This window comes from Streptococcus sp. HMSC074F05, from assembly GCF_001808725.1.
In the GTDB taxonomy this organism is placed as follows: Bacteria; Bacillota; Bacilli; order Lactobacillales; family Streptococcaceae; genus Streptococcus; species Streptococcus parasanguinis_I.
On sequence record NZ_KV794411.1, the window covers coordinates 267,685 to 291,902 of the forward strand.

At 36.9% G+C, this 24,218-nt stretch carries 23 protein-coding genes and 1 other annotated feature; of the genes, 20 read left to right on the forward strand and 3 right to left on the reverse strand.

What is annotated here, in order from left to right; all coding sequences use genetic code 11:
* Positions 1-100 precede the first annotated feature (100 nt).
* Positions 101-1,483 (forward strand): polysaccharide deacetylase family protein, encoded by a 1,383-nt coding sequence (locus HMPREF2685_RS05015; RefSeq protein ID WP_070465667.1) that lies wholly within the window; start codon positions 101-103, stop codon positions 1,481-1,483.
* A gap of 42 nt (positions 1,484-1,525) precedes the next feature.
* Here HMPREF2685_RS05015 and HMPREF2685_RS05020 read toward each other — a convergent pair whose 3' ends face one another.
* Both HMPREF2685_RS05020 and HMPREF2685_RS05025 read right to left on the reverse strand, forming a co-directional pair.
* The gene (locus HMPREF2685_RS05020) at positions 1,526-2,611 is read right to left on the reverse strand and encodes a DEAD/DEAH box helicase (RefSeq protein WP_070465670.1); all 1,086 of its coding nucleotides are present in this window, start codon (positions 2,609-2,611) and stop codon (positions 1,526-1,528) included.
* On the reverse strand, positions 2,608-3,588 hold the full coding sequence (locus tag HMPREF2685_RS05025) for a Gfo/Idh/MocA family protein (RefSeq protein WP_070465673.1): 981 nt from the start codon (positions 3,586-3,588) through the stop codon (positions 2,608-2,610). Before HMPREF2685_RS05025 ends, HMPREF2685_RS05020 begins: the two co-directional genes overlap by 4 nt.
* Positions 3,589-3,715: 127 nt before the next feature.
* Between HMPREF2685_RS05025 and HMPREF2685_RS05030 the strand changes: the two genes are divergently transcribed.
* The 16 genes from HMPREF2685_RS05030 to HMPREF2685_RS05110 all read left to right on the forward strand — a co-directional run bounded on the left by HMPREF2685_RS05030 (position 3,716) and on the right by HMPREF2685_RS05110 (position 22,088).
* Positions 3,716-4,426 (forward strand): glycosyltransferase family 2 protein, encoded by a 711-nt coding sequence (locus tag HMPREF2685_RS05030; protein WP_049472007.1) that lies wholly within the window; start codon positions 3,716-3,718, stop codon positions 4,424-4,426.
* Between the two features lies 1 nt (position 4,427).
* On the forward strand, positions 4,428-4,763 hold the full coding sequence (locus HMPREF2685_RS05035; protein WP_049472006.1) for a DUF2304 domain-containing protein: 336 nt from the start codon (positions 4,428-4,430) through the stop codon (positions 4,761-4,763).
* On the forward strand, positions 4,753-6,030 hold the full coding sequence (locus HMPREF2685_RS05040; RefSeq protein WP_065426856.1) for a lipopolysaccharide biosynthesis protein: 1,278 nt from the start codon (positions 4,753-4,755) through the stop codon (positions 6,028-6,030). Before HMPREF2685_RS05035 ends, HMPREF2685_RS05040 begins: the two co-directional genes overlap by 11 nt.
* A complete protein-coding gene (locus HMPREF2685_RS05045; RefSeq protein ID WP_049482506.1) occupies positions 6,014-6,796 on the forward strand; it encodes a glycosyltransferase family 2 protein in 783 nt (260 codons plus the stop codon). The genes HMPREF2685_RS05040 and HMPREF2685_RS05045 overlap by 17 nt, the downstream gene beginning before the upstream one ends.
* Positions 6,797-6,894: 98 nt before the next feature.
* Entirely contained in the window at positions 6,895-7,887 is a 993-nt protein-coding gene (locus HMPREF2685_RS05050; RefSeq protein WP_261710249.1) for a glycosyltransferase family 2 protein, read from the forward strand.
* 74 nt (positions 7,888-7,961) lie between these two features.
* Complete coding sequence (locus HMPREF2685_RS05060; RefSeq protein ID WP_148130446.1) at positions 7,962-10,085, forward strand: DUF7657 domain-containing protein; 2,124 nt, start codon at positions 7,962-7,964, stop codon at positions 10,083-10,085.
* Between the two features lie 80 nt (positions 10,086-10,165).
* Entirely contained in the window at positions 10,166-11,092 is a 927-nt protein-coding gene (locus HMPREF2685_RS05065) for a glycosyltransferase family 2 protein (protein WP_070465683.1), read from the forward strand.
* Between the two features lie 64 nt (positions 11,093-11,156).
* Positions 11,157-12,008 (forward strand): dTDP-4-dehydrorhamnose reductase, encoded by an 852-nt coding sequence (rfbD, locus tag HMPREF2685_RS05070; RefSeq protein WP_070465686.1) that lies wholly within the window; start codon positions 11,157-11,159, stop codon positions 12,006-12,008.
* A 107-nt stretch (positions 12,009-12,115) separates the two neighbouring features.
* Positions 12,116-13,264, forward strand: coding sequence for a beta 1-4 rhamnosyltransferase Cps2T (gene cps2T, locus HMPREF2685_RS05075; protein ID WP_070465689.1), 1,149 nt, complete (start codon positions 12,116-12,118; stop codon positions 13,262-13,264).
* Positions 13,261-14,202 carry a glycosyltransferase family 2 protein gene (locus HMPREF2685_RS05080; protein WP_070465692.1) on the forward strand — a complete coding sequence of 314 codons (942 nt, stop codon included), beginning with the start codon at positions 13,261-13,263 and terminating at the stop codon, positions 14,200-14,202. The genes cps2T and HMPREF2685_RS05080 overlap by 4 nt, the downstream gene beginning before the upstream one ends.
* Positions 14,202-15,008 carry an ABC transporter permease gene (locus tag HMPREF2685_RS05085; protein WP_003003247.1) on the forward strand — a complete coding sequence of 269 codons (807 nt, stop codon included), beginning with the start codon at positions 14,202-14,204 and terminating at the stop codon, positions 15,006-15,008. The genes HMPREF2685_RS05080 and HMPREF2685_RS05085 overlap by 1 nt, the downstream gene beginning before the upstream one ends.
* Positions 15,008-16,219, forward strand: a complete 1,212-nt coding sequence (locus tag HMPREF2685_RS05090) for an ABC transporter ATP-binding protein (RefSeq protein WP_070465694.1) — start codon at positions 15,008-15,010, stop codon at positions 16,217-16,219. The genes HMPREF2685_RS05085 and HMPREF2685_RS05090 overlap by 1 nt, the downstream gene beginning before the upstream one ends.
* A gap of 9 nt (positions 16,220-16,228) precedes the next feature.
* A complete protein-coding gene (locus tag HMPREF2685_RS05095) occupies positions 16,229-17,230 on the forward strand; it encodes a glycosyltransferase (RefSeq protein ID WP_070465697.1) in 1,002 nt (333 codons plus the stop codon).
* 1 nt (position 17,231) lies between these two features.
* A complete protein-coding gene (locus tag HMPREF2685_RS05100; RefSeq protein WP_070465700.1) occupies positions 17,232-18,980 on the forward strand; it encodes a rhamnan synthesis F family protein in 1,749 nt (582 codons plus the stop codon).
* Complete coding sequence (locus HMPREF2685_RS05105; protein ID WP_070465703.1) at positions 18,980-21,517, forward strand: LTA synthase family protein; 2,538 nt, start codon at positions 18,980-18,982, stop codon at positions 21,515-21,517. Before HMPREF2685_RS05100 ends, HMPREF2685_RS05105 begins: the two co-directional genes overlap by 1 nt.
* A 94-nt stretch (positions 21,518-21,611) precedes the next feature.
* Positions 21,612-22,088, forward strand: a complete 477-nt coding sequence (locus tag HMPREF2685_RS05110; protein ID WP_070465707.1) for an EbsA family protein — start codon at positions 21,612-21,614, stop codon at positions 22,086-22,088.
* A gap of 9 nt (positions 22,089-22,097) precedes the next feature.
* Here HMPREF2685_RS05110 and HMPREF2685_RS05115 read toward each other — a convergent pair whose 3' ends face one another.
* On the reverse strand, positions 22,098-22,298 hold the full coding sequence (locus HMPREF2685_RS05115; RefSeq protein ID WP_031574174.1) for a ferredoxin: 201 nt from the start codon (positions 22,296-22,298) through the stop codon (positions 22,098-22,100).
* Between the two features lie 45 nt (positions 22,299-22,343).
* Between HMPREF2685_RS05115 and HMPREF2685_RS05120 the strand changes: the two genes are divergently transcribed.
* From HMPREF2685_RS05120 to infC, 3 genes are all read left to right on the forward strand, one after another.
* Complete coding sequence (locus HMPREF2685_RS05120) at positions 22,344-22,799, forward strand: SAG1386/EF1546 family surface-associated protein (protein WP_049482462.1); 456 nt, start codon at positions 22,344-22,346, stop codon at positions 22,797-22,799.
* A 14-nt stretch (positions 22,800-22,813) separates the two neighbouring features.
* On the forward strand, positions 22,814-23,494 hold the full coding sequence (gene cmk / locus HMPREF2685_RS05125; RefSeq protein WP_070465710.1) for a (d)CMP kinase: 681 nt from the start codon (positions 22,814-22,816) through the stop codon (positions 23,492-23,494).
* Positions 23,495-23,517: 23 nt separating this feature from the next.
* Positions 23,518-23,646 (forward strand) — a sequence feature (ribosomal protein L20 leader region).
* Positions 23,647-23,662: 16 nt separating this feature from the next.
* Complete coding sequence (infC, locus tag HMPREF2685_RS05130) at positions 23,663-24,193, forward strand: translation initiation factor IF-3 (RefSeq protein WP_003003721.1); 531 nt, start codon at positions 23,663-23,665, stop codon at positions 24,191-24,193.
* Positions 24,194-24,218 lie beyond the last annotated feature (25 nt).

The window sequence follows — 24,218 nt, forward strand, 5'->3', positions numbered from 1 at the left end:
ATTCTAACGAATTACCGATTTCTGTCCCACTCTCTCTTTTTTATGAAACCATTTACAAAAAAGGAATGTTTTTTCGAGAGAAATTTGCTATAATAAAGTTATGAGATTCAAACACACGAAAACTATTTTATTAATCATTATAAATCTCCTTTTTCTGAGTCTTTTGTATATCGGGTATCAAAAGATTCAAAGGCTTCGTGAACAAAAAGCCTATCAGGATCAGTTTGCCAAGGTCACCCAATTAGAGAAAAGCTCTGAAAAAGGAAAAGATGCCCAGGTTCAGGAAGGAATTTTAGGAACTTCTTATGTGACGGCTTATTATCCTACTAAGGATGGACAAGCTGTTGAAATTATTAAAGAGAAGATCCAAGAAGACCTTCAGCGTCTAGGATCCGATGAGAAAACCAAAGAGCCAAAGCATTTGACCTTCTACCATAGTGAAGAAGCAGAAGCGCCTTTTGTCGGCTATCACCCGATCCAGATTAAGCGGTCTGAATACCAGTACAAAAAAGGGAAATTCATCAAAGATGAGACGGTGAAGTTGCCCCTCTTTTACTTGGATGATGAGAACAATCCTCTGACCCTGAGCCAAGTTTTTGCGGATCCAGATGGAGCCAAACAGATCTTTTTGGAGGAATTACGAGGGAATCTAGCCTTTCGTCAGTTGGATGAGGAAAGCATTGATCAAATGGTTGCCCACTTCTCAGAGTTGGATTTGAGCCAATGGGAATTCCAATATGAAAAAGGAAATTTCACCATTCTATTTCCAACTAAGGTTAAGGGAGATGATACCTTCACTGTTCCCTTGTCTAAATTCTATGACGTGATTGATACAGAGCGCTTGCTTCCTGATGATCTAGCTTCTTATCAATCCTATATTGAAGAACGCCACCGTAAGATGATTGCTCTGACCTTTGATGATGGACCAGATCCAACCACGACTCCTCAGGCACTAGCCATCTTAAAGAAATACAATGCCAAAGCTACCTTCTTTATGGTCGGAAAAAATGTCAGTGCGAATCCTGATATTGCTAAGCAAGTCCGCAAAGAAGGTCATCAAATCGGGAACCATACCTGGGATCACCCTCAATTGCCAAAATTGAGCTTGGATAATGCTAAAAAAGAGATCTTGGATACTCAAGAAGCTATTCAAAAAGCGACAGGCGTTCAAACTAAGATCACGCGCCCTCCGTATGGAGCCATCAATAACGCCATCCAATACAGTGTCGACCAGTCTTTCATCATGTGGGATGTGGATAGCCTAGATTGGAAGACACATAATACGACGGCTATTCTCAATGAAGTGAAAAAAGAAGTCAAACCGGGTTCGATTATCCTCATGCATGATATCCATCAAACCACGATTGACGCTCTACCGACCGTCCTTGACTACCTCAAATCACAAGGCTATACTTTTGTAACGGTGGATGAATTGTTGGATTATCAACTTGAAAGCCATCGCATCTATTACAATGGAAATTAACGTAAAAATCCTCTGCAGTTCATTCACTAGCAGAGGATTTTCTTATTCATTTAAAAAGAGTTCGGAATTTTTTAAAACCAGTTCACGTACAGAAGCGTATTTTTTTAAGGATTTGAGTTCTTCTGGGTGGGTGATAAAGGTAATCACATAGCCATCACGCCCCATTCGTCCTGTACGACCGGCACGGTGGGTATAGGTCTCTACATCACGAGGAATATCGTAGTTAATCACACACTCAAGATGTTCAATATCGATTCCACGAGCGACCAAATCGGTGGCCAGCAAGAGGGTCAGCTGATGGTCTTTGAAGCGTTCCAGAATGACCTTGCGGTATTTGACATTGACATCGCTTGCGAGCGACACGGCTTCAACACCCCGGTATTGTAGTTTTTCTTCAGCACTACCCAGATCAGATAGGCTGTTGAAAAAAGCCAGAGCACGAAAATCTTCGACGTAGGCGAGTTTGCGGAGCAATTCAACCTTGTCACGCCGATCCACTTGCATATAAAAATGTTGAATATTGTCCAAAGAAACTCCATCAACCGTAATGCGAAGAGTATTTTCCTCTAGCTGATCTAGATCGACCTTGGCTGTAGCGCTCATGTAGATATGTTGGTGGTCGCGGGGAGCATAGTGGCTGATCTTGTCGACGAAGTGGTACTGAGAATCACTCAGTAGTTGGTCAAATTCATCTAAAATGATGGCTTCCACATTCATCATCTTGATCTTTTTCAGTTTGATCAGTTCAAAGATCCGGCCAGGCGTCCCAACCAGGATTTCGGGTCCTTTTTTGAGGCGTTCGATTTGTCGTTTTTGACTGGATCCTGACAGGAAGAGTTGGGTCTGGAGCCCAAGAGGCTCTGCCCATTGCTTGGTGACATCAAAAATTTGTCCTGCTAACTCTGTATTAGGAGCTAGAATCAAGAGTTGTTGGGCTTTCTTCGGTTTGAGTTTGAGCAAGCTTGGAAAGAGGTAGGCAAGTGTCTTACCAGTACCGGTAGGACTGATCCCAAGGACATTTTCTCCTTCATAGATAGGGGTGAAGATTTGCTCTTGAATTTCAGTGAATGTATCAAATCCGAGTGTTTCTAGCTGATCTTTCCAGCTTTGTGGAAATTGTTCTTTCATTCTTTTTCATCCTTAAATTGTATTCCAGCGCTTTGACGCATCTGGTAGAGGGTTTCATGGACCTGCTCAGCTGTTTGTAACCATTCAAGATAAGCAGCTGGCTTTTGATGAGCGATGGCAAGGGCAAAGGCTTCCGCCTCTTCTTGCATTTGGTGCGGGCAGGACTGGATCGGAAGGTCGATAACTTCCCCAGAATGGCTGACGAAGCGAGCCTGGTTGATGGCTGCTACAGCATTGAGAGTCAGCGTTCCAGTCTTGGTGTAGATTTCAGCAGGTAGATGGCTGGTGATATTTTTCCCTGCCTGAATGGCAACCTGAAACTCTGGATAAATCAAGACACCTTGACCATAGAGATCAACCGAATTGGGTAATTGCTGAGCGGTGTAGTGACTGGAGATCGGTTCTCCAAAGAAGCCAATCGCCAAGTAGAGGCAGTAGACACCCAGATCCATCAAAGCTCCACCTGCATAGACATCTGAGAAAATATTGGGAATCTCACCTGCAAGAAGGGCTGGCAATTTGGAAGAATATTTGGCAAAGGTGAAGTTGGCGCCCAGTATTTCCTGATTAGAGAGGAAGTCTTTAACTACTTGAAATGCTGCTTCTTGGTAATTTCTGGCAGCTTCAAAGAGATAGACCTGGTGCTCCTTAGCGAGCTTGACCAGTTCCTTCCATTCAGAAGGCTTGGTCACAGCCGGTTTTTCAATGATGACATGCTTCTTGGCCAGAATAGCAAGCTTGGCCTGAGCGAAATGAAGAGAATTGGGGCTAGCAATGTAAATCACATCCAGCTCACTGTCTAAGAAGTCGATGAAATCCGTGTAGCAAGAGACCGCCCCATAAGGCTCACAAAACTCTTGAGCTGTCTTCATCTTTCTCGAATACACAGCATGCAAGTGATAGTGGCCTGTCTGATGAGCAGCTGTAATAAATTCATGTGAAATCCAACTCGTACCAATAATTCCCAGCTTTAACATAAGGTGTCCTTCCGTAATCGATTCACTCTATTATACCATGAAAAGGGGGAGGGGACAGTATAAAGTAGAAAATATGCACTGATTATTGTATAATGAAGTGATATGCTTAGAAGGGAAAACAATAGGATTGAGAAATTCAGAATTACTGATCATTATTCCTGCTTATAATGAGAGTGGAAATATTGAAAAAACAATCAAGATGATTGAAGAACATACACCTGAATTTGATTATGTCATTATCAATGATTGTTCTACAGATCATACACTTGAAATTTGTCGCAATAACAACTTTAACGTTATCGATTTACCGATTAATTTAGGAATTGGTGGTGCTGTCCAGACTGGTTATCAATATGCAGTTAAAAATGGCTATCAATATGCTGTTCAAGTGGATGGAGATGGTCAGCATAATCCTGAATTTATCAGAAAGATGCTTCAAGTCCTTCAAGAGAAGAATGTGAATATGGTGATTGGCTCTCGTTTCATTGAAAATCAAGGTTTCCAATCCTCCTTCGCGCGACGGATTGGAATTTCATTTTTTGAAAAATTAATTAAGATTTTAACCGGTCAAAAGGTAACAGATCCAACCTCAGGATTGCGAGTGGCTGATCGAAAGGTGATTGAAGAATTTGCTAAACAATATCCAAGTGATTATCCAGAACCAGAGACGATTGTGTCCCTCTTAACCTCAGGCTATTCCGTTGCAGAAGTGCCTGTATTAATGAATGAGCGAGAACACGGAGAATCATCGATTACATTCAGTAAGTCTGTTTACTATATGATCAAAGTGACAATGGCAATGCTATTGGCTAGAATTGGTGGAGGATATAAGAAATAACATGTTAAATATTTGGTTAACCCTTATTGTAATTATTTTTATCGTTTATATTCTACGCCTAGTTGCAAAGAAAGTCGTTGAACTGAGAAATGTCATTTCTTGGCTCATTCTTTGTTTGCTTTCGCTTCCAGTCATTTGGTTTCCTAATTTGATTGGAGCAATATCTTTATTTCTTGGTATTCAAACGCTAAGTAACTTTATTTTTTTATTAAGTACATTTTTATTAATATTTTTAATTTTTTCATTAACTCGTACTGTATCAAAACAATCAGTACAGATTAAGAAATTGTCACAAACAATTGCTTTATTAAGAAGTGAGAATGAAAATGAACAATAAAGTAAATAGGAGTATTTATTTTTGGAATTTTGCAGGAAATATAGCAGCAGCTGCAGTCTCAATATTGTATTTGATTATTGTCTCTCGTTATACTTCCGCAAGTGATGCTGATAATTTTAGTTTGGCTTATGCAATTGGAAACCTATGGGTTGTCATTGGTATTTTTCAAGTTAGAAATTATCAGGCGACTGATTTGAAAGAAACGTACTCGTATTTGGAATATTGGCTAACTAGGGTTATTACAGTTTGTTTAATGTTAGTTTCACTATTTCCGTATTTATTTTTTAGTGGAAATAATGTTGGAAAAGGGGATTTATTTTTAATTATCATCCTAACAGTTATTTATCGTTCATGTGATGCTTTTTCTGATTTATTCCAAGGATTATTTCAACAACATGAACGTTTAGATATTGCAGGGAAATTAATGGTGCTTCGTTATAGTTTAAGCACAATCATTCTCCTAATTAGTTTGTTACTTTCAAATTCTTTAATTTTTTCTTTAATTTGTTTATGTTTTTTTAATGTTCTTTTTGTTTTTGGGGGTGATTACATCCAATCCAAACAAATAAGAACGATACCTTTTAATCAGATTTCATCTGCTACATTTAAGCGATCAATTAGCATCATGAAAACTTGCCTTCCATTGTTTGTCAACGGCTTTTTATTGGTATATGTATTGAATTATCCAAAACAAGTGATTGATAAATTGCTAGTAGAGGGCGTATTACGTGAAGGTGCTCAAAGGGATTTCAGTATTCTATTCATGCCTGTTTTCTTTATGAGTTTATTTGTATTAGCACTAAGACCGTTAATAACCGATTTGGCAAAACAATGGTCAGAAAAAAGATTTTATACATTTAATGCTATGATTCGTAAGATTTTATTATTGCTTATGATTTTGGGACTAGTAGTATCAATACTGGCTTATTTGATAGGGATTCCTATTTTGAATATTATAAGTGGTATTGATTTATCAAATTATAGTTTATTACTTACTATTTTAGTGCTTTCCGGCTTTTTATATTCTATAGCTTCTGTCATAGGTGATTTTTTAATTATATTGAGGAAACAAGTCTATCTACTCTATGTTTATGTCGCAATGGCGTTATTGACGAATATTCTTACGCCTATAGCGATGAGGGAGTTTGGCTTGTTTGGAGCAGGGCTTAGTTTTGTTATTGTTATGTTGTTTTACACCATTGCTAGTTGGATTGTCTTTGTAATTATGAGAAGGAAGGAGATTCAAAAATATGAATCAGTGGAATGATCATACATTTGTAATCTGTGCTTATGGGGATAGTCCTTTTTTAGAGGATTGTATAAACTCGTTATTAAGCCAAACCGTAAAAAGTAATATCATTTTGTATACTTCTACTCCAAGTGTATTTATCGAAAGTATTTGCCAAAAATATGCCATTCCGTTTAATACAACTGTAGGTGGCGGGATTGGGAAAGATTGGAATAATGCTTTATCTTTTGTTACTACCCAATATGCTACAATAGCCCATCAAGATGATTATTATGAGCCAACCTATTTAATGGAAATTCAAGAGAGGATAAAGAAGCATCAAGATGCTATCATTCTTTATTCTGATTATTTTGAAGAAAAAAATGGAGAGGTCATTAAACCGACTTCAAATCTAAAAATCAAATCATTAATGTTAAAAACAATCTCATTATTCCCTAAAACTAAGTGGTGGAGAAATCGGATTCTTGCTTTTGGAAATCCAATTTGTTGCCCTGCTGTAACTTATAATTTAGAATTGGTTAAGGGCTTTAGATTTGATGAGGAATGGAGAGTTAGTCTAGATTGGCTTGCCTGGTACCATTTGGCTAAATTTGATGGCAGATTTGTATATGTTCCAAAGAAATTAATGTGTCATCGTATTCATGAAGACTCTGAAACGAGTAATACCATTAGTGACAATACTCGAACAAAGGAAGATTACATGATGTTTAAACTCTTTTGGCCAAACGTATTAGCGAAATGTTTAAATCGTTTTTATAAAAAGAGTCAGGATACGAATGGTTAAAGATTGCGTGCTCGAGGTTTGATAAAAATATAAAAGTTTGAATATCTTAATTATTTGCAAAACTATGGGTTCTATTAAAATATATAAAGGATAAGATTGTGAAAGAAGCGCCTAAGATTAGTGTCATTATTCCAGTATATAATGCAGAATTATATCTCAAAAGATGTATAGATTCCGTTTTGAATCAAAGTTTTAAATCATTTGAAATTATTGCAATTGATGATGGTTCAAAGGATAATTCGTTTAAAATATTGAATGAATACCAACAATTTTCTCCAAATATTAGAACTTTGAGTCGAGAAAATAAAGGTGCAGCCTATACTAGAAATGAAGGTATCCAGCTTGCAAAAGGTGAATTCATCATGTTTATCGATAGTGATGATTATATAAACCCAGATTACTTGCAGGTGTTTTATGATGAAATATCAAGTGGGATAGATGATGCAGTTATTGGTGGTCTTCAGAGAGTAAACCAAGATGGTAAACAACTATTTTCTATCCAATTGGGTAAAGATAAATGGTCGAAATATAGATCGATTTCACCATGTGCTCGCATCTATAGAAAAAAATTCTTACAAGATAACAATCTTCATTTTCCGGAATTTCCTTTGGGTGAGGATTTATTATTTAGTTTAAAAGTGTATTCAAAGTCAAAAAATATAAATACGATTAGTTATTGTGGTTATTTTTGGTTTTATAATGAAAATAGTGCATCTAATACACTTAATAAAGGTTTTAACCCAGATGTAAATATTATTGATCTATTGACTGAAATTTCTAAAATTATTCCGAAAGACTATTACGAACTAGATCTAATCAAATTCTTTATTAAAAAATTCACACTATATTGGTTATTAGATGGCGGAAGAAACTCGAGTAGTGATGAATTTTTATCACAATATAAAAAAATAAATGAGTGGGTGATAAATCATGATATGAAAAGTAAGATTTCAGTTTTAAATCCAAAAATCAAAAGTGAAAGATTAATCGTGAAAGTAGCCATTGTATTTACTGATTTGTTGAATAGATTTAAATTAATGAAATTGTTTTCAAAAGTATATTGTAAAGGTCATATTAAGAATAAAAAGTGATATCTATTATTGCTATTAAATTACCATTCCTTTGGCTATTGTAGAATCTAATTTATATCTATAGTGAGGTTATCTTGAATAAAATATTTAGAAATATTGGAATCGCAGGTTTATTTACTTCTTTGATTTCAATTTGGTTATTATTAACTACTGTAAAAAAAATAGGTGCCCCAGATGCGTCTATTAAAATTATACATTGGATAACAAAATATGAAAACATCTTGTTGATTTTAATGTTATTCGTCGCTTTATTATCTGTTGTTTTTTTGATAAGTTCTTCCAAAAAAATTAGAGAGTTATTATTTAAATATAGGTATATCTTAGCTTTAGTAGTATTATTTATTGCTGTTTTATTTAAAATTAATGGGTCATCCATGGGAATTTTAGGTATCTTTTTAAATAATACTGATAAAGATCATATATTACTTGGTGTAAGTAGGACTTTACGATCGGATGAGTGGTCGGTAAGTCTTCCATTTCAATTATCTCAATCATTTAATCATTATGCTTATTACTCATCTTTGATAAGGGGTGGAGGTACAGATACTTTTATTTTGAGTGGTTTAGCATCATGGGATTTTGCTACCTTATTTAGACCAGCGAACTTAGGATTCCTATTTTTAGGTTTTGAGCGTGGCCTTTCATTTTTATGGACCTTCAAAATACTATTTCTATTCATGTCTGTGTTTGAAATGGGCCGGGTTGTGACGAATGATAATAGAAAGTTATCATTGTTTCTATCATTTATGATAACATTTAGTGCCGTCGTTCAATGGTGGTATGGCATGATCGAAATGATTGCGGCAGGTAGTATTTTTATTGTCTTATTTGATGAATATTTGAAAGAAAATAGGCCTTTTCTAAAATTAATTTATACAGTAATTATGTCATGGGCGGGAAGTGTATATATTCTTACCTTCTATCCGGCCTGGCAAGTACCATTGGCTTATATTTTCTTTGTATTATTAGTTTATATTATCATTGAAAATTACAAGACTTTTAATTTCAATTATAAACTTGATTTATCACTGCTTACTTTAATGATAGTCCTTATCATTACTTCCTCATATATAGTATTAAGTAAGGCATGGCCTACTGTTCAAACAACAATGAATACTGTCTATCCAGGTAATAGGGTTTCTTTTGGAGGTGGAGCCTTTAAATGGATATTTGACTATGTTTATCAGATTTTCTATCCTATAACTGATATTATTGATGAGCGTGCAATGGATTCAGTTTATGATCTGTTTCCAGTCACACAGGTTTTAGCAATTTTAGCAATTATTAAAACAAAAGATAAATTGTTAAGTATGCTAATGATGATTGATGCCCTATTCTTGTTATATATCTCATTTTCTATTCCCAAAATTTTTGCAAGAATTACGTTATTGTCTTTTACAACCCCTGCAAGATTACTGAGTGTCTTTGGAATTTTGAATTTAATAATATTAGTTCGTTTTCTAACGATTTCAACAAAAAGATGTTTATCAAGGATTGGCTCTTTTATCACTGCTATCCTGTTATCAGTAGGAATCGTTTTTATTTCTAAAGGGGAGATTAGAGAGTACTTATTGACAACAATAGGTGGAGTTGATCAACAGACTTACTTTAGATTATTTACTTTAGTTGCAATTTTTGTATTGTTTGCTATCCTTTATTTTGTATTTCGTAGAAATTTAAATGGAATCTTAGTTATGGGAATTTCCATTAGTTTCTTAGCTGGTGTACTTGCGAACCCAGTTCGTGTTGGAAGTGATGTAGTAACAAAAAGTCCTTTAGTAGAACGTATTAAATCTATAAATAGTTCTGATCCAGGATTATGGATCGTCGAAGGAGGACTTCCTGCATTACCATACAATAATGTACCATTATTAGGAGGAGCTTCTGTTTTAAATTCTACAAATGCATATCCGAATATCAAATTATGGAAGAAAATTGATAAAGAAAATGATGATTCGAAAGTATACAATCGTTATGCACATATTAGTTTTAATCTAATAGATGAAAATTCTGAAGCAAAATTTAAATTGAATAGCCCAGATTCTTATACTGTTTCACTACCAATCACTGAATTGAAAACACTGAAAATTAAGTATATTATGACTGATCGGAATCTTGAAGATCTTTCTAATGGCATGATAAATTTTGAACAGATAGCTGATGTGAATGGAATTAAAATATATACGGTTAAGTATTAATTTTATAGTATATAACAAAAAACTAGGGGAAACCCTAGTTTTTTGTTACAATAGAAAGTGAATAAGCCAAGGAGTAAGAGATGACCATATCAGTTGTAGTCCCATGTTTTAACGAAGAAGAATCGATTCCATTATTTTATCAAGCGATGGAACGTGTTCGGATGGAGATGGGAGAAAAGTTTGAATATATTTTTATAAATGATGGCTCTTCAGATGGTACGCTATCTGTTCTTCAAAAGCTACATGTTACAGATTCAAATGTGCACTACCTTTCTTTTTCTCGAAATTTCGGGAAAGAGGCGGCGCTGTACGCTGGACTTGAGCGTGCTAGTGGTGAATACGTGACCGTCATGGATGTAGATCTGCAGGACCCTCCTGAGTTATTGATCGAAATGAAGCAGAAGTTGGAGGAACAGCCGGATTTAGACTGTGTCGGAACGAGACGCGTAACCCGTGATGGGGAACCACCGATCCGCTCTTTCTTTTCGCGAATGTTTTATAAATTGATCAATCATATTAGCCAAGTGGAAATGGTTGACGGGGCGCGTGATTTCCGTTTGATGCGCCGTCCCATGGTCGATGCCATTATGGAGTTATCGGAGTACAATCGTTTCTCAAAAGGAATTTTTGCTTGGGTAGGATTTGAGACAGAATACCTCGAATATAAAAATGTAGAGCGCGTAGCAGGAGAGACGTCTTGGAATTTTTGGTCCCTCTTTAAGTATTCGATTGAAGGGATTGTCAATTTTTCGGATGCCCCATTAAACATTGCCTTTATTGGTGGACTTTTATCTTGGATCTTGGCCTTTATCATGGTGATTCTGATTGTGATCCGTACCTTAGTCTTTGGGGATCCTACTTCAGGTTGGCCATCCCTTATGACAGTGATTCTTTTCCTAGGAGGGTTCCAATTACTAACCATTGGGATTTTAGGGAAATATATCGGTAAGATATTCATGGAAACCAAGAAACGTCCAATCTATGTCATCAAAGAGAAAAGCAAGTAAAAGCAGAATTTTTCTGCTTTTTTTGCTATAATGATAGGGAAAAAGCATTCGAAAGGAACTTAACATGATTTTAATTACAGGTGCAAATGGGCAACTTGGAACAGAACTTCGCCATTTGTTAGATGAACGAAATGAAGAATATGTAGCTGTTGATGTAGCTGAAATGGACATCACAAATGCAGAGAAAGTAGACGAGGTATTCGCAGAAGTGAAACCAACCCTAGTCTACCACTGTGCTGCCTATACAGCTGTTGATGCGGCAGAAGATGAAGGAAAAGAGTTGGACTATGCGATCAATGTGACTGGTACGGAAAATGTAGCAAAAGCGTCTGAAAAACACGGTGCAACCTTAGTTTATATCTCAACGGATTACGTTTTTGATGGGAATAAACCGGTGGGACAAGAATGGGAAGTAGATGATCAACCAGATCCTCAAACTGAGTACGGTCGTACCAAACGTATGGGGGAAGAATTGGTTGAGAAGCATGTTTCTAACTTCTATATCATCCGTACAGCTTGGGTCTTCGGGAACTACGGTAAGAACTTTGTCTTCACCATGCAAAATCTTGCGAAGACTCACAAAACACTTACAGTCGTCAACGACCAACATGGTCGTCCAACCTGGACCCGTACTCTTGCAGAGTTTATGACTTATTTGGCTGAAAACCGTAAGGAATATGGTTATTACCACTTGTCAAATGATGCAGCAGAAGATACAACTTGGTATGACTTTGCAGTTGAAATCCTCAAAGATACGGATGTAGAAGTGAAGCCAGTGGATTCCAGCCAATTTCCAGCTAAGGCAAAACGTCCTCTCAACTCAACGATGAGCTTGGCTAAGGCTAAGGCTACAGGATTCGTTATTCCAACTTGGAAAGATGCTTTGAAAGAATTTTATAAACAAGAAGTGAAATAAGAACAAATAGAAGCGGCCCTCAAGGGTCGCTTTTCTGTTTGGATTAGGCAAAAAGCCTAGAAAATGGTATAATTGAATAGACTGTGAATGATTTGAAAGGGAACTCTATGCAACATGTTTTTTTTATCGGAAGTCGTGGGCTTCCGGCTCAATATGGCGGTTTTGAGACTTTTGTGGACCAATTGGTTTCGCATCAAGTGTCTTCAGATATCCAGTATCATGTTGCCTGCCTTTCTAATGATCAAGCTTATTATCATTTTGACTATAAGGGTGTCGATTGTTTTACGATTAAAGCTCCCAAGCTTGGGCCTGCGCGTGTCATCGCCTATGATATGATGGCCATCAACTATGCCTTGAAGCTTATTAAGAAACAAGGAATTGAACAGCCGATTTTTTACGTCTTGGGCAATACAATCGGAGCCTTTGTGGCGCCTTTTGCGCGTAAGATCCATAAGATGGGTGGACGATTCTATATCAATCCAGATGGACTGGAGTGGAAGCGGGCCAAGTGGGCTAAACCAATTCAAGCCTATCTCAAGTATTCTGAAAAAATCATGACACGCCACGCTGACTTGGTGATTTCTGACAACCCAGGTATTGAGTCCTATATCAAGGAAGCCTATCCTTGGTCCAAGACGACCTATATTGCCTACGGAACGGACTTATCTCCTACTAGCCTAAATAGTCAGGATAATAAGGCCCGAGAATTCTATCACAAGTGGCAGACACAGGAGAAGAACTATTACTTGATCTTGGGTCGTTTTGTCCCAGAAAACAATTACGAGACCGCCATTCGTGAATTTATGGCCTCTTCTACCAAGCGGGATTTGGTGATCATTTGTAACCAGGAAGGCAATCCTTATTTTGAGGAGCTCCGAGCTCGAACTGGATTTGATCAGGATCCACGCGTCAAGTTTGTAGGAACGGTCTATGATCAAGACCTATTGAAATATATCCGTAAAGAAGCCTTTGCCTATATCCATGGTCATGAAGTGGGCGGAACCAATCCTGGTCTCCTAGAGGCTCTTGCCCAGACGGATCTGAATTTAGTTTTAGGAGTCTCCTTTAACCAAACGGTCGCTAAGGATTCGGCTCAATATTGGACTAAAGAAACTGGGAATTTAGCGCATTTGATTGACCAGGTAGATTCTTTAGAAGATGTATCTGAATGGGGTCAACGTGCCAAGGCCAATATGAAACAAAACTTTACCTGGGAAAAAATTGTAGGTGAGTACGAGGAATTATTCTTATCATGAAAGTAAATATCTTGTTGTCCACCTATAATGGTGAACAGTATCTAAAAGAGCAGGTCAAAAGTATCCAAGACCAGACCTATCAAGACTGGCAACTCTTGATCCGAGATGATGGATCGACAGATGGTACGGTGGAGATCATTCAAGAGTTGGTGGCCCAGGATGAGCGCATTCGCTTTATCAACCAAGGAGCTATCGAAAATCTCGGTGTTATCAAGAGCTTCCATGCCCTCTTGAAGTATGAGAAAGCAGATCTTTATTGCTTCAGTGACCAAGATGATGTCTGGCTTCCTGAAAAAATTGCTCTTCAAGTAGCAGAAGCCGAGAAGCATCCTCAAGAAGTGCCTTTGCTGGTCTACACAGATTTAAAAGTGGTCGATGAAAACTTGAATGTGCAGCATGAGAGTATGATTCGCACCCAGTCTGATTATGCCAATACCGAACTGATTCAAGAGTTGACGGAAAATACGGTAACTGGCGGAGTTGCCATGATTAACCACGCTCTGGCTGACTTATGGACAGGTCAAGAAAAACATGCGCTCCTTATGCATGATTGGTATTTGGCCTTGTTGGCAACTGCCTTTGGGAAGCTCATCTATATCGATCAACCAACAGAATTGTACCGTCAGCACAGTAGCAATGTTCTGGGTGCTCGAACCCTCAGAAAACGGGTTAAAAATTGGATCCGACCCCATGTGCTGTTTGCCAAGTATTGGAATCTCATAGAGTCTAGTCAAGAACAAGCAAAAAATCTATTGGATCTGCCTGTCAGTTCCCAAACTAAAGAAATTATTGAAAACTTTGTCACCATTATGGATGTTCCACTAAAAGAACGTCTGAGACGGATTCGTCAGTATGGTTACCGGAAGAACCGAGCCTTTCATACGGTTGTGTTTACCAGCTTGATTCTGACAAAGTTTGCATATCGAGGTAAAAAATAATGTTTGACGTTTTTAGTCAGAAAAATCGAATTTTATTACGAGAGTTAATCAAAACAGACTTTAAATTACGCTACCAGGGATCAGCAATCGGTTATCTTTGGTCGATTTTAAAGCCCCTGATGACTTTTACGATCATGTATATTGTCTTCATCCGATTCTTACGCTTGGGTGGAGATGTGCCCCATTTCCCAGTTGCCCTCTTGTTGGCCAATGTAATCTGGGGCTTCTTTTCAGAAGCCACATCTATGGGGATGGTGTCGATCGTTAGTCGAGGCGACTTGTTGCGAAAATTGAACTTCTCCAAACACATCATTGTCTTGTCTGCGATTTCAGGAGCAGCCATCAACTTTGTTATCAACCTTGTAGTGGTCTTGATTTTTTCATTCTTCAATGGGGTGACATTCTCTTGGACAGCCTTGATGGTCATTCCGCTATTCTTTGAGTTATTCTTGATGGCGACAGGATGCGCACTGATCTTAGCGACATTTTTTGTTCGTTTCCGTGACTTAGGTCAAGTATGGGAAGTACTCCTGCAAGCAGGCCTATATGCGACGCCAATTATCTATCCGATTACCTTTATTGCAGACCGCAATCCATGGGCGGCTAAGTTGGTCATGATGAATCCTTTGGCTCAAATTATTCAAGACATGCGTTATTTCTTGATTGATAAGGCCAACACCCCTGTCTGGCTTTTGGTGGAAAATAAGTTCTTGGTTCTGATTCCTTATGTCTTGCCAATTCTTATTTTTGTTGCTGGCTTTGCTTACTTTAACAAACATGCTAAGAAATTTGCGGAGATTCTCTAATGACAGATAAACAAATTGCAGTAAAAGTAGACCATGTCAGCAAGTACTTTAAGTTGCCAACAGAGGCAACCAATAGCCTTCGAACTGCCCTGGTCAATCGCTTCAAAGGAATCAAAGGATACAAAGAACAACATGTTCTTAAGGATATTTCTTTTGAAGTAGAAAAAGGAGACTTTTTCGGGATCCTCGGAAGAAATGGTTCTGGAAAATCGACTCTCTTGAAAATTATTTCTGAAATCTATGTGCCAGAAAAAGGAACCGTCACTATTGATGGGAAACTGGTGTCCTTTATTGAGCTTGGAGTGGGCTTTAACCCAGAACTGACAGGTCGAGAAAATGTCTATATGAACGGGGCTATGCTAGGCTTCTCAACAGCTGAAATTGATGCCATGTATGATGATATCGTAGACTTTGCTGAGTTGCATGAATTCATGAACCAAAAGCTTAAGAACTACTCATCAGGCATGCAGGTTCGTCTAGCCTTTTCGGTTGCCATTAAGGCCCAAGGCGATATCTTGATTTTGGACGAGGTCCTAGCAGTAGGAGATGAGGCCTTCCAGCGAAAGTGTAACGATTACTTCCAAGAACGCAAGAAATCAGGGAAAACCACGATTCTGGTTACCCATGATATGGGAGCCGTCAAGAAATATTGTAACAAGGCTGTTTTGATTGAAAATGGCTTGGTGAAGGCTTTAGGAGCCCCGGAAGACGTAGCAAATCAGTATAGTGTTGATAATGCGACTACAAGTAAACATCCTGAGAAAACTGACGATATTAAGGATCATATTAGTGTAGTAAAAAATCTAAAAGTCAAAATGATTTCGGATCAAGTTATCCATCAGAACGATATGGTAGAATTTGAAGTTTCTTATGATTTAGAAGAAGATATAGTTACTTACTTAGTTTTCTCTATGACAGATATTGATAGAAATATTTGGATTTATAATGACAATACTTATGATTTTCCAACAACATCAAAGGGACACAAGATTTTTCGATATAAATGTAGTTTAAATGCAATAAATAATTTAAAATTAAAATTACAGGTCACTATTTTAGGAGAATCACGTGAAATGTTAGCTTTTGCAACAGAAGCTAACGCACCTCTAATTGTAATGAATCGAACGGATATAACAAATGATGATTTTTCAGCTATGGACTCTTCTTCTGGATTAATTCAGAGAAATGGGAAGTGGGATATTATTGAATAGGTGATTATTATGAAGGATTCAGTGGTAACAATAGTTTGTACAAGTTACAATTATAGTCAATATATTTCAATGGCTCTAGATAGTTTTTTGTGCCAAGAAACAGATTTTCCATATGATATTCTAGTTGTTGATGATTGCTCAACAGATAATTCAAGGGAGATATTATTAGATTACAGGGATCGATACCCAGATAAAATTTCTCTTGTATTTAATGATCGGAACAAAGGATTAACTAGAACTTGGATTGATATTTGTGATCAGGTAACAGCGAAGTATATTGCAAGATGTGACGCAGACGATTTTTGGATTGATTCAAAAAAATTACAAAAACAATTTGATTTATTAGAATCAAGTGAAAACTCTAAGTGGTGTAATACAGAATTTAATATTGTAGATGAAGAAAATAAGACTATCTACGAAAATGTTTTTAAAAATGGTCCTATTGCATATGCAAATACTTATAGTAAGATGTTAGCCACGAAAGGTATGACGTTACCTTCGTCATGGATGATTGAAACTGAATTGATGCAAAAAGTAAATCACATGATAGCACCGGATTCTGTTGATGATGGTTTTCCGATGCAGTTGGAATTCTTTCATTTGACAGAACTTACTTTTATTGAAGATGCAACTGTTGCGTATAGAATGTCAAGTAATTCAGATTCAAGACCGGTAGATCCTGTCAAAATGAAATATAGGATTGATGGTTTGTTAAAAACACAATTAGAGTATCTAAATAAGTACCCTGAACAGAGCATTCTAGACATTGCAAAAATACAAGCCGAGCATGATGCAAAACAAGAATGGCGGATTTTTGAAATGGGAAACTTAATCAATCATCTTCAAAAAGATTTAGAGATTTCAATAAATAAACTGGATGAATTGTCTCAAAACGTACAAGAATTGACTCAAAAAAATGAAAAATTATCTCATGAATACAATTCCGTCATCCATTCTCGCCGTTGGACCATTCCAACAAAGATTTTGAAATTCTTAAGAATAAGGAAATAATATGCAACGTTTACTTTTATATGTTCACTACAATAAGTTCAATTTTATTAGTGGACATGTACTCTATCAATTAGAAAAGATTCGCCCCTTGTATTCACGGGTGGTCTTTATCTCCAATAGTCAACTACCAGAAGATGTGCAGTCTAATTTATTAGCACAGCATCTGGTAGACGATATTCTAGAGCGCCAAAATAGTGGCTTTGACTTTGCGGCTTGGCGGGATGGAATGAAGACAGTCGGCTTTGATCAACTGGCTCATTTTGATTCGGTTACCCTCATGAATGATACCTGCTTTGGACCTCTTTGGGATCTAGAACCAATTTATCAGCAGTTCGAACAGGATAATGAAGTGGATTTCTGGGGAATGACCAATTACCGGAAAGACAAGGATTTTAACGAGCATATTCAGAGTTATTATCTTAGTTTTAAAAAACAGGTGCTGACATCTAGTGCCTTCCATGAATTTTGGCAAGGTGTTCAGGACTTCACCAATGTTCAAGATGTGATTGATAACTATGAAACCAAGGTCACAACGAATTTCTTGGATGCAGGTTTTCACTATAAGACGGTCTTTGATACCATTCATGAAGACACCACAGGGATGCTCTATCCGGACTTTTCTTACTACAATCCTACAGCGATTCTCAATCATAAGGTTCCTTTCATCAAAGTCAAAACCATTGCAAACAATGAAGGAATTATGCCTTATATTTTCGACGAGTTGGAGCGTGTATCGAACTACCCATTAGACTTGATTCTCAACCACATGTCTATGATTGATCGTCCGGACTATCCTTATCTCTTGTCTCGTAAGTACTTGAAAAATCAGGAATTAGCTGGAGAGTTCGGTAAAAAAGTTGCAGTTCATCTTCATGTCTTTTATGTGGACCTCTTGGAAGAATTTCTAAATGCTTTTCAAGACTTTCATTTCGCTTATGACTTATGGATCACGACAGATGTAGAAGAGAAGAAGCAGGCTATTGAGCAAATTCTTTCTAATCGGGCGCAAGAAGCGACGGTTGTGGTGACTGGAAACATTGGACGAGATGTGTTGCCAATGCTGCTCTTAAAAGAGCAACTCTCAAAATACGATTATGTTGGTCATTTCCATACCAAGAAATCCAAAGAAGCAGATTTCTGGGCAGGTGAATCTTGGCGGAAAGAATTGATCGAGATGTTGGTCAAACCGGCTGATCAAATCCTAGCCAATATGGAAGCCAATCCAAAAGTCGGAATCACTATCGCAGATATTCCAACTTTCTTCCGTTACAATCGAATAGTGGTTGCTTGGAATGAGGCTCTTATTTCACCAGAGATGAATAAGCTCTGGGAACGGATGGGAGCGACCAAGACGATTGACTTCAAAAATCTCAATACCTTTGTTATGAGTTATGGAACCTTTGTTTGGTTTAAATACGATGCTTTGAAACCACTCTTTGTTTTAAATTTGACAGCAGCAGATGTTCCAGCCGAACCTTTACCTCAAAATTCGATATTGCATGCGATCGAACGTTTGTTGATCTACATTGCTTGGGACCAAAAATATGACTTTAGGATCTCTCAAAACCCACATGTTCTGACACCATTTATTGATAATAAGCAATTGAACAATCGTGAGGATCTTCAACCCCATACCTTTGTGGACTTTAATCAAATTGGGGGGATCAAAGGAGCCTTGAAGTATATCGTAATAGGGCCTGCAAGAGCTGTGAAATATATACTAAAAAGAATGATAAAGAAAGTGAAATAATGAAACGGAAAAAAGAGTTTAATTTTAAAGAATTTATCCTCTCAGCTTTATCGAAAGTTTCAAGAACTCAATGGTATTACATTGCAACTTTATTTTTATTCTATTTCATTGATGTTTTTCTTTTAAATTGTCGACTAATTGATACCATAGGATCCACAACTTCTGTTAGGGAATTGAATAATAATTTTGGATTAATTTTTGGAATAGCCATTTTATTGATTGCTTATTTGAGTTCAAAATTTGATTTTAAGTGGTTCTTTCTGTTGAAATGTATTGTAGGGTATTTTATATATACAAGTTTATCGTATTTAGTAGATGTTACTACTAACATTAATAACCCTAAATTTAAATTATGGAATTTTAAAAATAATCCGTTTCTTCAAACAAATGGATTATGGACTTTGTTTTCAATTATATTAATTTCTAGTCTTTGTTTCATTTTTAGAAAATATTACGAAAATAAAACTCATCGTGGAAGAGTTACTGTTGCAATTAATAAAGAGTTTGAATATTTACTATTAGGACAATTTTTGACTTTATTAATATTTTCGGATAGTAAAATTCCATCATTTATTTCAAAAACAACTACTTTTATAAAGATTGGGGAGAAATATAATTTAGGAAAGTATTCAGAAGCTCAATTTTGGTCTCTCTTTCCAACTACTTTTGGTTTGTTTATTTTATTAAGTTTTGTCACGTTTTTGTTTATGAAAGGTCAAAGTGATTTTATAAAAAACAAACCATCCTTCTCTTTATCTGTATTCTTTAGTGCTGTATTTGCTATAGTATTCAATTTTACTTTGCAAATTGGGATGGGAAATAGTGAAAAGTTTTTAGGTTATTCATTTCTACCAGGAGCTTTGTTATTTCAATTTATAACACTATTTCTTTTATTTATTTCAGTTTTTTTGGTAACTAATAAGGTTGTTTTAAGTACTTTAATTATTCTTTCTTTTGGTACAGTCTTTTCTATTGCTAATGCAATTAAATTTTCAATGAGGAATGAACCAGTTTTGCCAAGTGATTTATCTTGGTTGTCATCTGTTGATCAATTATTTGGTTTTGTAGATCCGTCTATTGTACTTTACAGCATTTTATGTTTAGTATTATTACCATTGCTATATATTATTTTAAGAAAACTTTTCTTTCAAGGACGAATCTTGAGAAGTTTCCTTTTTAGAATTCTGCTATTATTAACCATTATAATAGTTTATGTTAATGTTTTTGATTTATTGAGTAATAAAGAACAAAATGGTCAAGTTAGAGACGGTGTTCCGATTGTTTCACAATTAAATAACTTTCAAAATATTGTTTGGATGGGAAATACTGTTAATGCTAGATATAAATCAATTTCATATGTTTGGTTTAATCAAATGTCGACGGAAGTGGTTCCTATCCCCGAGGGATACTCTAAAGCACGGATAAATAAAATAAAAGAAAAGTATGCATCAATAGCTTCGGAATTGAATAAGACAAGAAATTCAAATATCCAAGATAATACAATTATTTATATTTTGAGTGAGAGCTTTTCAGATCCGTCACGAATTGATACTGTTAAGTTAAATAAAGATGTTATTCCGAATATAAGATCCATAAAGAATAATACAACAAGTGGTTTAATGCAATCAGATGGTTACGGGGGTGGAACTGCAAATATGGAGTTTCAAACTTTGTTTGGACTTCCATATTACAATATGTCTCAAAGTGTTGCTGTATTACATACAGAGGTATTTCCTAAGTTAATACAAAAACCATCGATAAGTAACAGTTTTAATGAGAAAGATAGGATTGCTATTCATTTTAATGATCCTAGAAATTACTCTAGAAATGTTGTATATAAAGATTTAAAATTTAATAAATTTATTACTTCTCCTGCAAAAGGGGTAGAACATGAAAAACAAGGTGCGTATTTAAGTGATCGGACTCTTTATAATACGATTCTACGAAATCTGTCAACTAATAAAAATGAAAATCAATTCTTTTCAATTATTACGATGCAGAACCATGCCCCTTGGTCTGAATCTAGTCCAGAAGATTTAACCGCTATTGGAGAAAAATTTTCAGATGAGGAGAATGCAAAATTATTAAATTATTCTAGATTGTTAACACATACGGATAGTGATACCCAATCCTTCCTGGAAAGTCTTTCTAAAATAGATAAGAAGATTACAGTGGTATTTTATGGGGATCATTTGCCAGGTCTCTATCCTGAGTCCGCCTTTAAGAATAATCCGGAGAGTCAGTATCAGACAGATTACTTCATTTGGAGTAATTTTGATGCACCGAAATTGAACTATCCTTTGGTCAATTCAAGTGATTTCTCTGCTATGGTCTTTGAACAGACCAATTCAAAAGTTTCGCCTTACTATGCTTTGTTGACAGAAGTACTGAAAAAAGCAAGTGTCGATAAAAAGGCCTTGGAAGGAGAAGCACAAGAAATTGCAGAGGATTTGAAAATGGTTGAATACGACTTGATTAGTGGGAAAGGTTACCTTTCTAAAGACTTCTTTAAAGTCCCAACCAACAAATCTAATTAAAAGGAGTGCTAGCAGGTAAAAATCTTTGTGATTTTGGCTGTCTGGCTCCCTTTTTTTTGTTTTTTATGCTAAACTATTAGATGGGGGTACGCTCATGATTAAGATATTTGGAAAGGTCCATTATCATTGGCAACCGGACTTATCTATTCTTGTGACTTATTGGTCCATTGCAGTGATTCCGGTCTTTATTGGACTGGCCTTGATGTATGAGAGCTCTAGTGTGCCAACGCTAGTTTTGTTTTCGTTCTTTTTATTTATGGCCTTGCTTGCGATTGGGGTCCATCGTTACTTCACGATCTATGAGGATGGGATCTTACGGATTATTACAGCTAATCCTTTTACTCCAATCAAGGTAAAGATTGACTCGATCGAAAAGGTCGAAGTAAATAAGAAATCGATCAAGCTCATTTTTAATGATGGTTCGCGCAGTCGGACATTCTGTATGCGAAAATGGCCGAAAAAATACTTTATCAATGCGCTTGCCTTAAATCCTTATTTTAAGGGAGAAGTAATCCTGACGGACAATTTCATCCATGTGGATTACTACGAGATGTATTATGCAAACAAATAAAAAGCCCTCTTAATCTTTTAAGAGAGCATGAGTGGGGCATTCTTTGATAGCCTCGAGAACATCGTTTGTGACAGGAACTTCCTTTTCAAGGAGGTCGTCCTCTTCAGAAGCGAATTTAACGATGCCATTGTCATGGTAATCAAATAATTCAGAATAGGTCTGACAGAGACCGCAAGCGATGCAACGATCTGGAATTAACGTAACTTTCATACTTCTATTGTAATGATTTTTACGAGAAAAAACAAGGAGGAAGTCATGGCAAAAGAACCATGGGAAGAAGATATTTACGATGATGGAGAAGAAACATTGAAAAGAACGAGTAAGTTAAATGGAATGAAGGCAGATCGTCTATTGACAATTTTAGCCATTATTTTCTTTGTAGTAGTAGTAGCGATGGTCTGCTTGTTGATTTTCCTTTCAACAGGTGGCAGCAATAAATCAAAACAAATGTCTGGTTTCTACAATGGAGAGACTAAGGTTGAACAGAAATCATCAGCCCCTGCAGCACAAACTGACCAAGCGGCTAAAGACGATAGTTCAAAAGATGAGAACTCTGAAGAAGGTACGATCACTGTTCAAGCAGGTGAAGGGGAAGCAGCGATTGCTGCGCGTGCTGGTATTTCCATTGCCCAATTGGAACAGTTAAATCCTTCTCATATGTCTACAGGATCTTGGTATGCCAATCCTGGTGATGTCGTTAAGATTCAGTAGGAGTTGAGGACAGCATGAAACAAATTCAAATTGCCATTGATGGACCGGCTTCAAGTGGAAAATCTACGGTTGCAAAGATCATTGCCAAGGATCTAGACTATACGTATCTAGATACGGGGGCTATGTATCGTGCAGCGACTTACCTAGCTTTACAAAATAATCTGACAGCCGAACAGGTAGATGACTTGTTAGCCCTTTTAGATCAATATCCAATTAGTTTTGGTCGTTCGGAAGAAGGAGAGCAACTTGTTTTTGTAGCAGACGTGGATATTACCCATCCAATTCGTGATAACCAAGTGACCAATAATGTTTCGTGGGTCGCAGCGCTTGCGCCTATCCGTGAAAAGTTGGTGGCTCTTCAGCAAGAGATTGCAGAGAAGGGTGGAATCGTCATGGACGGTCGCGATATTGGGACAGTTGTCTTGCCACATGCAGAGCTGAAGATCTTTTTGGTTGCTTCGGTTGAGGAGCGGGCAGAACGTCGCTACAAGGAAAATGTTGAAAAGGGCATCACAGCGGATCTTGAATTGTTAAAAAAAGAAATCGCTGAACGTGACTATAAGGACAGCCACCGTGCTGTGTCTCCTTTGAAACCTGCAGCAGATGCCATTCATTTTGACACAACGGGTGTTGGAATTGCAGACGTTGTGGCCTTTATTGAAGAAAAAGCAAAAAAACTTCTTGACAAAGAATAAAAAACTTGATATCATATAAAAGTTGAGAAAAGCAGAAGTGAGAACTTCTCGCCTTGTGACGCAAGTTGCCTGGCCCCTACGGATCAAGTTTCAGTAATGAAATACATCATGTAGTTCGGGCCTGTATTGCAGGTCCGTTCTTTGTTTTTCTCGAATAATAAAAAAGAGGTGAAAACCATAGCAAAGCAAGACTTATTCATCAATGATGAAATTCGTGTACGTGAAGTTCGCTTAATCGGTCTTGAAGGTGAGCAATTGGGTATCAAACCACTTAGCGAAGCGCAAGCACTTGCAGACGACGCTAATGTTGACTTGGTTCTCATTCAACCTCAAGCTAAACCTCCTGTTGCGAAAATTATGGACTACGGTAAGTTCAAATTTGAGTACCAGAAGAAGCAAAAAGAACAACGCAAAAAACAAAGCGTTGTGACCGTGAAAGAAGTTCGTTTGAGCCCAGTGATTGACAAGGGTGATTTCGATACAAAACTTCGCAATGCTCGCAAATTCCTTGAAAAAGGAAATAAAGTGAAGGTATCCATTCGCTTTAAGGGTCGTATGATTACCCACAAAGAGATTGGTGCTAAAGTTTTAGCCGACTTCGCTGAAGCGACACAAGATGTGGCGATCATCGAACAACGAGCTAAGATGGATGGACGTCAAATGTTCATGCAATTGGCGCCAGCAACTGACAAGAAATAATCTGTCAGAAAGTTAAAAAAAGGAG